8 protein-coding genes are annotated in these 14,820 nt (G+C 73.8%); 5 read left to right on the forward strand and 3 right to left on the reverse strand.

What is annotated here, in order from left to right; genetic code table 11:
• Positions 1-17 precede the first annotated feature (17 nt).
• Genes AB0K67_RS06085 through AB0K67_RS06095 form a run of 3 tightly spaced genes read right to left on the reverse strand, consistent with a single transcriptional unit; the run spans position 18 to position 6,846 of the window.
• A complete protein-coding gene (locus tag AB0K67_RS06085; protein ID WP_364053652.1) occupies positions 18-4,082 on the reverse strand; it encodes a TIGR02680 family protein in 4,065 nt (1,354 codons plus the stop codon).
• Entirely contained in the window at positions 4,082-5,296 is a 1,215-nt protein-coding gene (locus AB0K67_RS06090; RefSeq protein WP_364053655.1) for a TIGR02678 family protein, read from the reverse strand. The genes AB0K67_RS06085 and AB0K67_RS06090 overlap by 1 nt, the downstream gene beginning before the upstream one ends.
• Positions 5,293-6,846, reverse strand: coding sequence for a TIGR02677 family protein (locus tag AB0K67_RS06095; protein WP_364053658.1), 1,554 nt, complete (start codon positions 6,844-6,846; stop codon positions 5,293-5,295). Before AB0K67_RS06095 ends, AB0K67_RS06090 begins: the two co-directional genes overlap by 4 nt.
• A 131-nt stretch (positions 6,847-6,977) precedes the next feature.
• Between AB0K67_RS06095 and AB0K67_RS06100 the strand changes: the two genes are divergently transcribed.
• The 5 genes from AB0K67_RS06100 to AB0K67_RS06120 all read left to right on the forward strand — a co-directional run bounded on the left by AB0K67_RS06100 (position 6,978) and on the right by AB0K67_RS06120 (position 14,809).
• A complete protein-coding gene (locus tag AB0K67_RS06100; RefSeq protein WP_364053661.1) occupies positions 6,978-7,397 on the forward strand; it encodes an SRPBCC family protein in 420 nt (139 codons plus the stop codon).
• 673 nt (positions 7,398-8,070) lie between these two features.
• Entirely contained in the window at positions 8,071-9,309 is a 1,239-nt protein-coding gene (locus tag AB0K67_RS06105) for an alpha/beta hydrolase (RefSeq protein WP_364053664.1), read from the forward strand.
• 345 nt (positions 9,310-9,654) lie between these two features.
• Positions 9,655-12,420, forward strand: coding sequence for a Na+/H+ antiporter subunit A (locus tag AB0K67_RS06110; RefSeq protein ID WP_364053667.1), 2,766 nt, complete (start codon positions 9,655-9,657; stop codon positions 12,418-12,420).
• On the forward strand, positions 12,417-13,229 hold the full coding sequence (locus AB0K67_RS06115; RefSeq protein WP_364053671.1) for a Na(+)/H(+) antiporter subunit C: 813 nt from the start codon (positions 12,417-12,419) through the stop codon (positions 13,227-13,229). Before AB0K67_RS06110 ends, AB0K67_RS06115 begins: the two co-directional genes overlap by 4 nt.
• A gap of 17 nt (positions 13,230-13,246) precedes the next feature.
• Positions 13,247-14,809 (forward strand): Na+/H+ antiporter subunit D, encoded by a 1,563-nt coding sequence (locus tag AB0K67_RS06120; protein ID WP_364053674.1) that lies wholly within the window; start codon positions 13,247-13,249, stop codon positions 14,807-14,809.
• Positions 14,810-14,820: the final 11 nt, after the last annotated feature.

A 14,820-nucleotide genomic window follows, 5' to 3' on the forward strand; every position in this document is an offset into this window, starting at 1 on the left:
TCGTGGCGAGGCCCGGGTCACTCGGCCGGCACCGTGCGGTAGCCGTTCCACACGAACCTGGCCGTCGTCACCGCGTCGTCGCCGTCGCCCGTGATGAGCTGGTGGATGGCGATGCCGTCCAGCTCGCGGTACTCGCACCACTCGTGGTCGGACGTCAGAACCAGGTCCAGCCCCAGGTTCACCAGCAGGTCGAACACCTGGCCCCGGTTGGCCCTGTCCACGCCCACGAACACCTCGTCGAGCAGGATGAAGCGCGGGCAGCCCGGGTCGGTCAGGTAGTGCGCGGCCACGGCGGCGAACAGCGGCAGGTGCAGCGCGATCGCCTTCTCCCCGCCCGACAGCGCCCCGTGCAGCTTCCGCGTCAGCTCCTGCCAGCCCTGGCCGTCGCCCCGGTCCAGCTTGACCACGAACCGGTGCCAGGCGGTGTAGTCGAGGACCTTCATGAGCTGGTCCTCCCAGCTCGCCGACGAGTCGTCGGCCCGCGCCTCCTCGATGCGTTCCCTGAAGAAGACGTACAGGGCCTCCTTGTCGGCCTCGCTGAGCCCGGCCGGGTCGCGCAGCAGCAGGTCGCGGGCGGCGCGGGTGCCGGGCGACTGCGTGGGATCGACCTGCCAGACCAGCCGCACCGCGACCTTGGAGGCGGTGCGGACCCGTTCCAGGCGCTGGTTCATGGCCTCGACCAGCGCCGTCGCCTGCCTGATGCGGTCGGCGAGATGCCGCCGCGTGTCCCCGGCCAGCGTGCGGTCGAACAGGTCGCGCTCGGCCTCGGTGATGTCGCGGCGGCGGGCGTCCCGCTCCTTGTGCAGGGCCCTGCACAGCGCCGCCGCGCCGGCGCGCACGCCGCCCACGGTGGCGGTGAGCACCTGGACGTCCTCGTCGGGGGTCAGCTGCAGGTCCGCCCGCCCGGCCAGCGCCTCCCTGGCGTGGTGGAAGGCGTCACGCAGCCGCGCCTCGGCCTCCCTGACGTGCTTGTGCTCGTACGGGACCCCGTCCAGCCCTGCGTCCAACTCTGCGGCCACCGCCTCAGCAGCCTCAAGCACCGCCCGCCCGCCGGCCTCGGGGGCGGGCGCGACCGTCACCCGCGCGTCGGCCGGCAGGTGCCCGGCCACCAGCCGGCGGAAGCGCCCGGAGACCTCGTCGCGGGCCCGCGCCGCCTCGGCGTGCCGCTCCTCGGCCGCGCCCAGCTCGCCCCTGAGCCGGCCGAGGCGGGCGTTGAGCCTGGCCAGCCCCTCGTTGACCTGTTTGATGGCGTGGCGGCACTCCTGGTAGGCGGCCTGGGCCTCCTGGAGCCGGGCGAGCGCCTCGTGCTGCTCGGCGCCGACCACGGCCTCGATCGCGGCCAGCCGCTCGGCCAGCACGACGGCGGCGGACGCGGCGCGCTCCGCGCGTTCGACGGCGTCGAGGGCGAGCCGTTCGTACTGGGCGGCGGTCTCGGCCGCCAGCCTGGCGTGCTCGGCGGCGGCGCGGGCGTCGGCGCGGCGGTCGTGCCAGACGGCGCCGGTGGTCTCGGCGGTGCGCAGCGCCTGCTCCAGGTTGTCCAGCGCGGACGGCGCCGCGGGCAGCGCGTGCCGGTCGGCCAGCTCGGTCAGGCGGCGCAGCGACCTGGCCACATCCTGCTCGCGCTCGTGCAGCCGCTCCTCGTACGCGCGCAGCCGGTCCTCCAGCAGCGCCACCTTGCGCTCGGCGCCGTCGAGCGCCTGCAGGGCCTGCGCGTACGGCCTCCTGTCGGGCCTGCGGCGCAGCTCGGCGGCCAGCGTCTCGCGCTCGGCGTCCACCACGGCGAGCAGGTGGTCGCACTCGGCGATGCGTCCGGCCAGCTCGCCCAGCCGGTCGTCAAGCTCGGCGACGCGGCGCCGCCTGGCGCGTTCCCTGGCGGTCGCGCCGATGTAGGCGGGCTCGGGCTTGACCCAGCGGCCCGCCGCAGGGCCGAGCCGCCAGGTGCCGTCCGCGCCGATGACGGCCGGGTGGTCGACGCCGATCGCGGTGGGCGCGAACGCGATGCCGCCCAGCACGGCGTCCGCGGAGACCGGCGAGTCCGGCTCGGTGAGCAGCACGTGGGCCAGGCTGTAGCCGGGTGCGGGGCGGGCCAGCGCGGCGACCGCGAACGCGTCGTGCTCGCCGGGGTCGAACCCGCCGTCCGGCCGCAGCCACAGGTTGAGCAGCCCGGACGCCTCCAGCGCCGCCTCCACGCCCGCCTGCGCCACCGGGTCGAGTCCCGACCGGAACGCGACCGCCCGCCACAGCGGTATGCCGGGGCGGGCCAGCCGCCCGGCGGCGGTGCGGGTGGGCGGGGCGGGCGGTTCGAGCGCGGTCTGGTCGCTGAGGCGTTCGCGTTCCTCGGCGAGCCCGGCCCGTTCGGCGGCCAGCCGGTCGCGCAGCCCGGTGAGCTGCTGCTCGCGGGCCGCCAGCTCGACGGCGGCCATCGTACGTGCGGTGCTCACCAGGTCGTCGGCCCGCTCGAAGTCCTCGGCGAGCCCGGCCAGCGTGGCGGGGTCGAGCTGGAGCTGCGTGCAGCCGCCCGCCCAGTCGGCCAGCGCGGCGGCGAGGTCGCGGGCCCGCTCGTCGCGCAGGCGTTCGGCCCGCTCGCGCTCCTCGTGCGCGGCGGCCAGGTCGTCGCGGGCCTCGTCGCGGTCGCGCTCGGCGGCGGTGCGGCGGCCGACGGCCTCCTCGTGGGCCAGCACCCCGGCCCTGACCTCGCGGATCTGCGCGGTCCTGCTGGTCACGGCGGCCCGCGACAGCTCGCGCGCCCGCCGTACGGCGGCCTCGGCGTCGCCCGCGCCGGCCTTCATGTCCCCGCCGGACCCTCCGGGGTGCTCGGCCTCCTCATGGACGGAGAGCAGCCCGGCGCGGGCGGCCGCCTGCCGGGCCTCGGCGCGGGCGCGGTCGGCCAGGGCGGCGGCCGTGCGGGCGGCGGCCGCGGCGCGTTCGGCACGTTCCTGCCGGGCCGAGACCTCCCTGGCCGCCTGGCCGGCCTGGTCGCGCAGCCGGGCCGCCGTCTCGTGGGCCGCCTGCGCCTCGCTGCGCAGCCGGTGCAGGTCGCCGCCCTCGCGGTAGGCCGCGCTCTCCTTCAGCCCGTCGATCCGCGCGGCCAGGGCCAGCTCCCGCGCCTCCTCCTCGCCCAGCCGCACGGTCGTGGCCGCGAGCTCGCGCTCGGCCTCCTTGAGCGCCTCGCGCCGCTCCTTGACCTCGGCGGCCAGCGACTCCACCCGCTCCCAGGCGGACGTCACCGCCGCGGCGGCGGCCCGCAGCACGCGCTGGGCGTAGCCGCGCTGCCGCTCGGCCAGCCGGTCGGCCTCCTCCACGTCGCGGTCGAGCCGCCGCAGCTCCTCGCGCTGCCGGTCGAGCCGCTCGAACCCCTCGGCGATCTCGTGGATCTCGCCTTCGCCGAGCGGCGGCAGGGCGCTGGAGAGCAGGTCGGACAGCAGCCCGGGGTCGAGGCGTTCGGACAGCTTGGGGGTGCGGAGCTGGCGCAGCGCGGTCAGCAGGGAGTCGTAGCGCTGCTCGTTCAGCTCGCGGTAGAGGGTCCTGCGCACGACGTCGCGGTAGGACTCGGCGGTCTCGTGGACCGTGCCGGACGGGCCCAGCTCGTCGATGAGCTGGGCCTTGGTCAGCGGCTGGCCGCCCTCGCCGGTGAGCCTGATGCCGTCGGGGGCGTCAACGCGGGCGTCGGTGGTGAAGTAGGTGGCGGTGACGTTCTTGGTGTGCACGGTGGCCTGCAGCCGCGCACCGCAGGTGAACCAGCGGCCGTCGGCGTGGCGGAACTCCAGCCACACGTAGCCGACGCGGGTGGTGCCGCCGCCCGCGCCGTCGCCCATGAGATTCCAGTGCATGGTCCGCTCGCCGCCGCCGAACGTGGACAGCCTGCTCGGCTTGAGGCTGGCGTCCAGCAGGTACGGCAGCAGCAGCTCCAGCACCTTCGACTTGCCGCTGCCGTTGGGCCCGCGCAGCAGCAGCCGCCCCCGGTGGAACTCGAACACCTCGTCGTAGTAGCGCCAGACGTTGAGTATCCCGGCGCGCACCGGGACCCAGCGGGCGTCCATCCCCTGCGCGGCGCGCTGCGGGGCGAGCTCGGTAACGGTCATCAATCCTCCTGTACGGCCGCGCGATCGACCCGGTAGCGGGCCGCGGCGGGCAGGGCCGCGACCCGGTCACCCGTACGGCGGGCGAGCCCGAACCGGACGAGCACCTCAAGCGCGTCGGCGGCCAGCCGCGGCCCGCCGCCGTCCGACTGGTACGCCTTGGCCCACTGCGGGAAGCGGCGCAGCAGCTCGGCGGCCTCCTCGTCGAGCCGGGCGGCGCTGACGGGGCCCGAGGTGACGAGCAGGTCGAGCATGAGCAGGGCGGCCACCTTGGCGTGGTTGCCGTCGTCGGGGAACCTGCTGTCGGTGGCGATGCCGTCGGGGTCCACCAGCAGGAACCCCTCGGCCCGCTCCTCCAGCACGAACCCGGCCTCCTCCGCGGCGCGGCGCAGGATCCTGCGGCCGGTCAGGGAGGCGGCGTAGGCCGCCTGTGCGGGGGTCAGCTCGTCGCGGTAGACGACGGGCTCGTCCAGCAGGCGGCGGATGAGCGTGTGGCGGGCGTGCAGGGCGCGCTGGGTCTCGCTGGGCTCGCCCGCGCCGTAGCGCGCCTCGGCGGTCAGCGCGACCGGCGGTCCGCCGCCCTCCCACACGCTCTCGACCGGCTCTGCGGCCGCCGCCTCCGACGGCGGCACCGGCGCGGCCAGCAGGCGGATGATCCGCATGGTGTCCACCCGGTAGAGCACCTTGGCCTCCTCGTCGTCGAGGTAGGCGTCGGTGGCGCCGTCCATCGCGGTGAGCGCGCCGTAGTGCTCGAGCAGCTTGACCGCGTCCACGAACGCGGCGCGCTCCTCCACCCGCACCGGCTCGAACGCGGGCACGCCCGGCTCCACGGCGGCGGCCTGCGCCACCCGGCCCGCCAGCATCCCGATCGTGGTGACGGGCGAGGTGAGCAGCTCGGCCGCGCACAGGCACAGCAGCGTGTAGCGGCGGCGGTCGAACGGCGCCCTGGTGGTGCGGCGGCGCCGGGCCGGGCGGGTGGATCCGGGCTCGGACCTGACCTTGACCAGGCGGGCGTAGCCCTGGCGCGGCTCCACGATCAGCCGCCAGCCGCAGAAGTAGTCGAACCACTGGATCAGCGGCCCGCGCCGCTTCCTGACCAGGTCGAAGGCGGCCGGGTCGTCGTGCGCGGAGACGAGGGGGCGGCCGAGCAGGGTCCTGATGGCGCGGGCCAGCTCTTCCTTCTCGGCGCGTACGAGCTGGTTGGCGAGGGTGCTCACGCGCCCACCACCCGCTCGCGCAGCGTTCCGGGCGCGCGCACGTCGATGAGGTAGTCGGGGGTGCGGAACCAGCCCTCGGACGTACGCAGCACCGCCACCGCACGGCCGGTGGGCGTGTCGTCGGGGGCGCGCAGCACGATCTCCACCCGGCCGTCGGAGGTGACCGCCCGCCGGAACCCGGTCGGGTCGGGCCGCTCGGCCAGCGCCCTGCCGATCAGGTCGAGCAGCCGGCCGAAGGCGTCGTGGTCGAGCTCGCCGAGCTGCGACAGCCTGATCGGGCCCGTCGTGGCCAGCGCCGCCCACGCGGCCTCCAGCTCGGCGCGCTCGCGCTCGGCCTGGGCCCGCCGGCGTGCCCGCAGCTCGGCCACGTCGCGCACCCTGCCCGTGCGGCCCATCCGCTCGGTACGTCCCCGCGCGCGCAGCAGCGCCGACACCTCGACGGGCTCGGCCTCCGCCCACGGCACTCCCGGCGGGATCAGCTCGGCGTCGGCGTGGCCGAGGTGGGCGTGCCTGGCCGAGCCGAGCCCGAACGCCGCATCCCACAGCCGGTGCGCGTCGTCCTCCGCCGGCGCGGTGGCGAACCAGCGGGCCAGCGTACGGAAGTCGGCGGCGGCACTGGAGGAGCGGCGGCGGGAATCGGTGATGCGGTCGAGCACCTGCAGCAGCGCCACGATGGCCCGCCTGGCCACGTCGTGCAGCCTGCGCACCCTCGGCACGCTGCCGTCCACGGGCGCGAACCAGGCCAGCAGCCGCTCCCACTGCTCCGCCCGCGCCGCCAGCCACGGCGTGGCGTGGTCGGCCCCCGGCACCTTCGGCAGGTCCGCCCCGTCGAGCGCGCGGGCGTGCAGCGTTTCGACCCCCTGCTCGGCGATGGCGCGCACGGCGGCGGCGATGGTGTCGCCGCGCTGCTCCAGGTCTGTCACGAAGTCCTGCAGGTAGGCCACGGTGGCGGTCTTGACCTCGTGGAACGTGGCGAGGTTCGTGCCCTCGGCGCGCAGCAGCCGCTGCAGCTCGGCGTTGAAGCGGCGGGTGTCGGCGCGCAGCGCGTCGAGATGGCCCTCCAGCTCCAGCAGGCAGGCGAAGATACGCCGGTTGCGCCCGGGTCCGGGGTCGCGCAGCAGCTCGTCCAGCTCGCCGAGGCGGTCGGCGATCGCGTCCAGCACCGCCGTCTGCAGCGCTCCTCCCGTCTCCAGCACGGACGTCGCGTGCTGGAGCCCGGCGATGGCCGCCGCGCCGCGCCTGGTGAGCGCGTACTGCAGGTTCCTGCGCTCGTACTCCTCGGCGGTGGCGAAGCCGCCCGAGTGGTCGAAGACCACGTCGAGCAGCCCCCACCCGGCCAGCTGCCGCAGCGTGCCCGCCAGGTCCTGCTCGCCCACCGGGGCGTAGCAGCCGGTGGCGCGCAGCCGCTCGCGCACCTCGTCGGCGGTCAGCGCCGTCTCCAGGCGCTCGTCGGCCTCGCCGAAGGCGAAGAGCACCGCCGTGTGCAGGTCGGCCCGCTCCGTCGTGGTGAACCGGAACATCTCCGGCGGCACCTGTGGCGCGCTCGCCATCACCCGCTCCCCTCGCCGCTCGATTACCCCACGCAACCGTAGCGGGACGCACCGTCGCGGGTGCCGCTGTTTGCCCGCACATCACGGGGGTACGGCGCTGGCATTGGAACCCAGGGGTTCGGGGGGACGGTATGGCCGAGTTCGAGGCGACTCGCGGGATGCCGGCGGAGAGCATGGTGGTGTTCGGGGTGGCATCCGATGTGGAACTCATGGATCGGTGGCTGCCGCAGGGCCTGTCGGTCCACGACGCGGGGCCCGGCACCGTGGAGGCCGACGGCTCACTGGTGCCCGGCGCAGGCCGGCACGAAGGGCTCTTCCGCACCTCGGAGGAGCAGCTCAGGGTGGAGTGGGGCGGGCGTGACCACCCCGACTACTCGGGCTGGCTCCAGGTGTCCGACGCGGCCGCCGGCACCAGCGAGGTGACCGTGCACATCAGCCTCCTGGACGAGCCGGACACGGGGACCCGCGCCGACGAGGTCCGCGGCCTGCTGGACCGCTCCCTCGACAGCCTCGCCGACGAGGTCCAGCGCCGCGTCTCCGACGCCGGCTGACCGGCTCAACGCCCCTCCCCCGCCGCCCGCGAGCCCGCCCGTGCGGCCCGCTCCGCCATCGGGAAACCGCCCGTTCGGCCCACCCCGCCGGCCGCCGGACGACCCGTCCGAAGCGCGATGAAGACCGAGGGTCGGCGGGCGACTGGCTGCGGGGCGGTGATCGCCGAGAACGGTGACCGCCATTTGCGGTGACCGCCATCGGCGGCGAACATCGCGGGCGCCGCCCCGCGCACGGCGCCGGGTCGAGGCGAGGCCGGGCGGTGGCCGAACATCGAGCCCTTTCATCACCCGGAAAGCCCCGCGGCGGCGGGATTTCCGTCCCGGGACACGCCGGAAAGTCCAATGCCCCTCAGTAGATCTTTTCCCGTATGGGAATTCAGGTGTTTTGCAGACTTGCCCTCGATGTGGAGCAACGTCTATAAAGAACGGCGAAACCGTTGCCTACCTCCCCTGAGACATGCGACAACTATTCCGTTTCCTTACGCCTGCTCTGGCGGGCCTGCTGACCCTCACCGGAGTCACCGGTCCCGCCCGGGCCGCCGCGCCGGAACGGCTTGGCGATTTCTACGGACAGCGCCTGGCCTGGTCCCGCTGCGGCGACGGCTACGAGTGCGGGAAATTGTCGGTCCCGTTGGACTACGCGCACCCTGAGGGAGAACGCATCGGGCTCAGCATGGCGCGTCTGCCTGCGACGGGGCGCAAGATCGGCTCACTCGTGCTCAACTTCGGCGGCCCCGGAGCGTCCGGCGTGGACACGCTGATGCAGAGCAAGGACGTCGTTTCTCCGGCGATCCGCGAGCATTTCGACGTGGTCAGCTTCGACCCCCGCGGCGTCGGCGGGTCGTCGCCCATCCATTGCATGAAGCCGCTCGATCTGGATTCGTACTTCACCCTCGATCCGACGCCCGACACCGAGGAAGAAGTAAAGCGTCAGGAAAAGTGGGACAAAGCCTTCGCAAATTCGTGTGCGAAGCGTTCCGGTAAAAAGCTGCTGGCGCACGTCGGCACGGTCGACGCCGCGCGCGACATGGACGTGATACGCGCCGCGCTGGGCGATGAGAAGCTGACGTATCTCGGTTTCTCGTACGGCACCTACCTCGGCTCGCTGTACGCCGACATGTACCCCGATAAGGTGCGGGCGATGGTGCTGGACGGCGCCGAGGACCCGTCGCAGGACACCGACGACTTCGTCCGCGACCAGGACCGCGGTTTCGAGCTGGCGACGGAGTCGTTCCTGCGCGACTGCTTCAAGGCCAAGGACTGCCCGTTCAAGAAGCGCTCGGTGAAGGCGGCGGTCAAGAAGCTCGACCGGCTCTACGACCGCGCCGACCGGGCTCCGCTGCGCAACGAGTACGACGCCCGCCAGGTCACCGAGGCCGTGGTCCGCAGCGCGGTCGAGTACTCGCTGTACCAGACGGCGACCTGGCCGCGGCTGCGTCAGGCGCTGGCGCAGGCGTACAAGGGCGACGGCACGAAGCTGCTGCTGCTGGCCGACGAGAGCAACGGGCGGCGGCCCAACGGTCGCTACGACAACAGCTTCGAGGCCCTCATGGCCATCAACTGCGTCGACCACCCGGAGAGCCCGTGCCCGTTCTGGCCGGTCAAGGGCAACCGCCTGCCGAAGAAGGTGCAGGCCAAGGGCGCGCCGCCGATCGTGGTGGTGGGCACGACGCGTGACCCGGCGACGCCGTACAAGGAGGCTCAGGCGCTCGCGCGGCAGCTGGAGCACGGCGTGCTGCTGACCAACGACGCCGACGGCCACACCGGCTACCGCAGGGGCTCGTCCTGCCTGGACAGCAAGATCGACGCCTACCTGCTGACGGCGAAGGCGCCCCGGCCGGCCACGTGCAAGCCGGACAGCAAGACCGACGCCGACGCCACCGCGAAGGCGGGGGCGAAGGTCAGCGCCTGAGACGGGCGCAGAGCCACCCGCAGGACCCATTGCTGAGGCCCCCTGGCACATCCGACGCCAGGGGGCCTCAGCCATGCCCGAGGGCCGCGCAGAGGGCATCAGGCGGTCAGCCCGCCTGATGCCCTCTGCCGGTCAGCCAGTCGCCCCAGCCGGTCAGCCGGTCGCCCCAGCCGGTCGCTCCCACCTTCGTTCCGGCCGGTCGTTCCAGGCGGCGTCTGAGGTGACACCACACCTCGGTGTGGGAGTGGTGACGTTCGGGTCAACCCTGGCCGCGCCTGCGCGATGGCGCCGCCGCCGTGGGAGAGATTGGGCGGACGTAGCCGGAAATTCCCTCCCGAGGAGCCCATGGAGTCGCTGCTGATCCTGCATGCGGTGGCGGCCGTCTGCGCTCCCTGGCTGGTGGCCCGCCTGGGACGGGCCTCGTTCGCCGTGCTGGCCGTGCCTCCGGCGGCCGGGCTGGTGTACACGGGGTGGCTGGCGCTGCGCGGCCTGCCGGTGCGGGAGAGCAGGTCGTGGGTGCCGGTGCTGGGCCTGGAGCTGTCGTTCCGCGCCGACCCGCTGACGGTGCTGATGATGGCGCTGGTCACCGGGGTCGGCGTGCTCGTGCTGTGCTACAGCGCCCGCTACTTCGCGGCGGGCGAGGAGGGGCTGGGCCGCTACGGCGGGGTGATGGTGGCCTTCGCCGGTTCGATGCTGGGCCTGGTCGCGACCGACGACCTGCTCCTGCTGTACGTGTTCTGGGAGCTGACGACGGTCTTCTCCTACCTGCTCATCGGCCACGACCCGGCCAGCCGGACGAGCAGGCAGGCGGCGATGAAGGCGCTGGCGGTGACGACATTCGGCGGCCTGTCGATGCTGGCCGGGTTCGTGCTGCTGGGGCAGGCGGCGGGCACGTACCAGATCTCGCAGATCGTCGCGCGCCCGCCCGACATGGCGCCGGTCGCGCTGGTGCTGGTGCTGGCAGGGGCGCTGTCGAAGTCGGCGATCTTCCCGTTCAGCACGTGGCTGCCGGCCGCGATGGCCGCGCCGACCCCGGTCTCGGCCTACCTGCACGCGGCGGCGATGGTGAAGGCCGGGGTGTACCTGCTGGCCAGGCTCGGCCCGGCGTTCGGCGAGCTGGCGCTGTGGCGGTCGGTGACGGTGCCGCTCGGCGTGGTGACGATGCTGCTGGGCGGCTGGCGGGCGCTGCGGGAGACGGATCTGAAGCGGCTGCTCGCGTACGGGACGGTCAGCCAGCTCGGCCTGCTCGCGCTGCTGTTCGGGGCGGGCACCGAGGGGACGGCGGTGGCGGGCGCCGGGATGCTGCTGGCGCACGCGCTGTTCAAAGCGGCCCTGTTCCTGGTGGTGGGCATCGTCGATCGGGTGACGGGTTCGCGGGATCTGCGCCGGCTGAGCGGGCTCGCCGGGACGATGCCGTGGACGTGCGGGTCGGCGGTGCTCGCGGGGGCGTCGATGGCGGGGCTGCCGCCGCTGGTGGGTTTCGCGGGCAAGGAGGCGGCGCTGGAGTCGCTGCTGGACACGCCGCCCGTGCTGGCGGGGGTGGTGGCGGGCTCGGCGCTGACGGCGGCGTACACGCTGCGGTTCCTGTGGGGTGCGTTCGCCGCCAAGCCGGGGCTGGACCCGACTCCGGCGCATCCGACGCCGCCGGTGATGGCCGTGCCCGTGGTGCTGCTGGCCGCCCTGGGGCTGGCGATGGGGCCGCTGGCCCCCTGGTATGAGGGCGCGATGTCCGGCTACACCGGCACGTACGCCGACCCGGGGCACGACGCGCACCTGGCGCCGTGGAGCGGCGTCTCGACGCCGCTGCTGCTGTCGGCGACGGCGCTGGCGGCCGGATTCGTGCTGTTCCTGGCGCGCCGCCCCATGGCCAGGGCGGGCGCGGCGCTGCACGTGGTGGACTCGGGGCAGGTCTTCTGGACGGCGATCCGCCGCCTCGACCGGTTCGCGATCCAGCTCACCGGCCTCATCCAGCGCGGCTCGGTGCCCGACTACCTGCTGCTGACGCTGCTCGCGACGGTCGGCGTGGGCCTGTTCTCCTTCGCGTACGGTGGCCCGCCGCACCTGGATGTGCCGGTCGTCCCCTGGCAGCGGCCCGAGCAGCCGGTGATCGCGGTACTGCTCGCGGCGGCGGCCGCGCTGGCGATGTTCGCCCGCGCCTACATCCTGGTCGCCGTCGTCATCGGCCTGACCGGGTACGGCACGGCCCTGCTGTTCCTCGTGCACGGCTCCCCCGACCTGGCGCTGACCCAGTTCCTCGCCGAGACGCTGAGCCTGGTGATCTTCGCGCTGGTGCTGCGGCGGCTGCCGGTGGAGCCGGCGGGCGGGCGGCTGCCGATGCCGTTCCGGCTGGCGGTGGGCCTGGCGGTGGGGGTGGTGGCGACGGGCGCGGGCATGCTGGCGATGGCGGCGCGCGGCACCGAGCCGGTGGGCGCGTCGATGCCCGAGGCCGCCGAGGAGGCGGGGGCGGGCAACGTGGTCAGCGCCATCATCCTCGACGTGCGCGCCTGGGACACGCTGGGCGAGAGCGCGGTGCTCATCGTGCTGACGCTGGGCGTGACCAGCCTGGTGTTCCTGCGGCGCAGGTCGTACGCCATCGAGCGGGCCACGACCGAGCACCGCCTGACGGAGGGGACGCACTGGCTGGCCTCGACGCTGCCGCGCAGCCAGCGGGCGCTGGCGTTCGAGGTGGCGGCCAGGCTGACGTTCCACACGGTGCTGGTGCTCTCGGTGTACCTGCTGTTCGTCGGGCACAGCGGGGTCGGCGGCGGGTTCGCCGGCGGCATCGTGGCCGGGCTGGCGATCATGGTGCGCTATCTGGCGGGCGGCAGGAACGAGCTGGCCGCCGCCGTGCCGGTGCACGCGGGCGTGCTGATGGGCGTGGGGCTGACGCTGTCGGCGGGCACGGCGCTGATCGGGCTGCTGTTCGGCGAGGCGGCGTTGGCCATGCTGGCCACGGACGTGAGCGTGCCGCTGGTGGGTCACCTGCACCTGTCGACGGGCCTGCTGTTCGACCTCGGGGTGTACCTCTCGGTCATCGGCATGGTGCAGGACCTGCTGCGCGCGCTGGGCGCGGAGCTGGACCGGCAGATCGACGCCGGGGAGACCCCGTGAACAGCGTCTCCCTGGTGCCGTTCGCCGCGTGCTGCGTGCTCATCACGACGGGCGTGACGCTGCTGCTCGAACGGAGCCTGGTACGGGTGATGGCCGGCGTCATCGTGCTGGGCAACGGCGTCAACCTGCTCATCGTCACCTCGGGCGGGGACGCGGGAGGCCCGCCGTTCACCGGCACGACCGGGATGGCCGATCCGCTGCCGCAGGCCATGGTGCTCACCGCGATCGTCATCACGCTGGGCGTGACCGGGTTCCTGCTGGCGATGGTGCACCGTTCCTGGCAGCTCACCGGCAGCGATGAGGTGCAGGACGACACCGAGGACCGGCGGGTGCGGCTGCGCGCGCGGCGCGGCGAGCTGGGCGACGCCGTACGCGCCAAGCGGGACGCGTACCGGCGGCTGATCGTCGAGCAGCGGGCGGAGCTTGCGAACCTGGAGGCGGAGCGGGCCGAGCGGGAGCGGCTTGAGGAGGCCGACCTGGAGCGGCGCATCGCCCGCGTGCACACCGAGCTGGAGCAGTGGATGCGGATGCTGCGCGCGCAGGGCCTGTCGGAGGAGGAGCTGCAGCGCCGCTTCGAGGACGTGGGGCTGCGCGCGGACACCGGCGGGATCAGCAACGCCGAGCGCATCGAGCAGCTGCGCGAGGAGTTCGAGCGCAGAAGGCTCAAGCAGGAGGCGAGGGAGCGCGAGCTGCGCAAGCAGCTCAAGGCCCGCCAGCGGGAGGCGCGCAAGCAGATGCGCGCGGCCATCAGGAGGGAACGCGCCAGGCAGGCCCTGGCGGAGGACCCCGAGCTGGAGGGCGACGACTGAGCCATGGGCGGTGAGCGGTGATCGGCGGGCTGGACGGTCTCGTCTGCGTGCCCGTGCTGCTGCCGCTGCTGGCCGCCGGGGTGAAGCTGGCGATCGGCGGGCGGCTGCGCCGGCTGCAGTCGCTGATCAGCGTGATCACTTTGGGCGTGTCGCTGTGCGTGTCGGTGGTGCTGATGGTCGCGGCCGACACGCACGGCCCGCTGGTGACGGAGCTGGGCGGCTGGCCGGCGCCGATCGGCATCACGCTGGTCGCCGACCGCCTGTCCACGCTGGTGCTGGTGGTGTCGTCGGCGGTGACGCTCTGCGTGATGGTGTACTCGGTCGCCAACGCCTACGACGACCAGGAGCACGACGCGCCGATGGCGATCTTCCATCCGGCGTTCCTGGTGATGGTGGCGGGGGTGGCCGACGCGTTTCTCAGCGGCGACCTGTTCAACCTGTTCGTGGCCTTCGAGCTGCTGCTGAGCGGCTCGTACGTGCTGCTGACCTTCGGCGGCACCGAGTTCAGGATCAGGGCGGGCGCGACGTACACGCTGATGGCGCTGGCCTCGTCGATGCTGTTCCTGATCGCGCTGGCCGTCACCTACGGCGCCACGGGCACGCTGTCGCTCGCGCAGCTCGCCGAGCGCTTCGCCGCGCTGCCCGAGCAGGTGCAGCTGCTGGTGGAGCTGACGCTGCTGCTGGCCTTCGCGATCAAGGCGGCGATCTTCCCGATGTCGGCGTGGCTGCCCGACTCCTACCCGACCGCGCCCGCCCCCGCCACGGCCGTGTTCGCGGGGCTGCTGACGAAGGTCGGCGTGTACTCGATCATCCGGCTGGAGGCGCTGCTGTTCCCGGTGGGGCCGGTCTCGACGCTGCTGATGTGGGTGGCGCTGGCGACGATGGTGGCCGGGGTGCTGGGCGCTGTGGCGCAGACCGACATGAAGCGGATGCTCTCCTTCACGCTGGTGAGCCACATCGGCTACATGGTGTTCGGGGTGGCGCTGTCGACGGTGGCGGGCCTGGCGGGCGCGGTGTTCTACGTGGTGCACCACATCACCGTGCAGACGAGCCTGTTCCTGGTGGCGGGCCTGGTGGAGCGGCGCACCGGCACGACGTCGGTGACCAGGCTCGGCGGGCTCATGCGGGCGACGCCGCTGATCGCGGTGCTGTTCTTCGTGCCGGCCATGAACCTGTCGGGCATCCCGCCGCTGTCGGGGTTCCTGGGCAAGCTGATGCTGGTGCAGGCCGGACTGGCAGCGGGCGGCTGGCTGCCGGTGACGTTCGTGGCGGCCGGTCTTGCGACGAGCCTGCTCACCCTGTACGCGGTGGCGAAGACCTGGGGCAAGGCGTTCTGGCGTACGCCGCGCGCCGAGGCGGTGGGCCGGGTGCTGGAGAGCGAGGAGCAGACCGGCGAGGACCCGACCGTGACCACGACCTCGCTGCCTGCGGCGCTGCCGCTGTCGGTGGCCGCGCTGGTCGTGCTGGGGCTGTCGTTCACGGTGCTGGCGGGGCCGCTGACGTCGCTGGCCGAGCGGGCGGCGGACGAGCTGCTGGCGCGGGAGCCGTACGTGTCGGCGGTGCTGGAGCGTCCCCGATGAGAGGCGTCCAG

It is taken from the genome of Nonomuraea sp. NPDC052634 (assembly GCF_040678535.1).
Lineage (GTDB): Bacteria > Actinomycetota > Actinomycetes > Streptosporangiales > Streptosporangiaceae > Nonomuraea > Nonomuraea fastidiosa.

What these genes read in the sequence shown, in the direction of transcription:
- AB0K67_RS06085 (WP_364053652.1), bottom strand. Translation starts at nt 4,082, where the DNA reads ATGACCGTTACCGAGCTCGCCCCGCAGCGCGCCGCGCAGGGGATGGAC.
- AB0K67_RS06095 (WP_364053658.1), bottom strand. Translation starts at nt 6,846, where the DNA reads ATGGCGAGCGCGCCACAGGTGCCGCCGGAGATGTTCCGGTTCACCACG.
- AB0K67_RS06100 (WP_364053661.1), top strand. Translation starts at nt 6,978, where the DNA reads ATGGCCGAGTTCGAGGCGACTCGCGGGATGCCGGCGGAGAGCATGGTG.
- AB0K67_RS06105 (WP_364053664.1), top strand. Translation starts at nt 8,071, where the DNA reads ATGGCGCGTCTGCCTGCGACGGGGCGCAAGATCGGCTCACTCGTGCTC.
- AB0K67_RS06110 (WP_364053667.1), top strand. Translation starts at nt 9,655, where the DNA reads ATGGAGTCGCTGCTGATCCTGCATGCGGTGGCGGCCGTCTGCGCTCCC.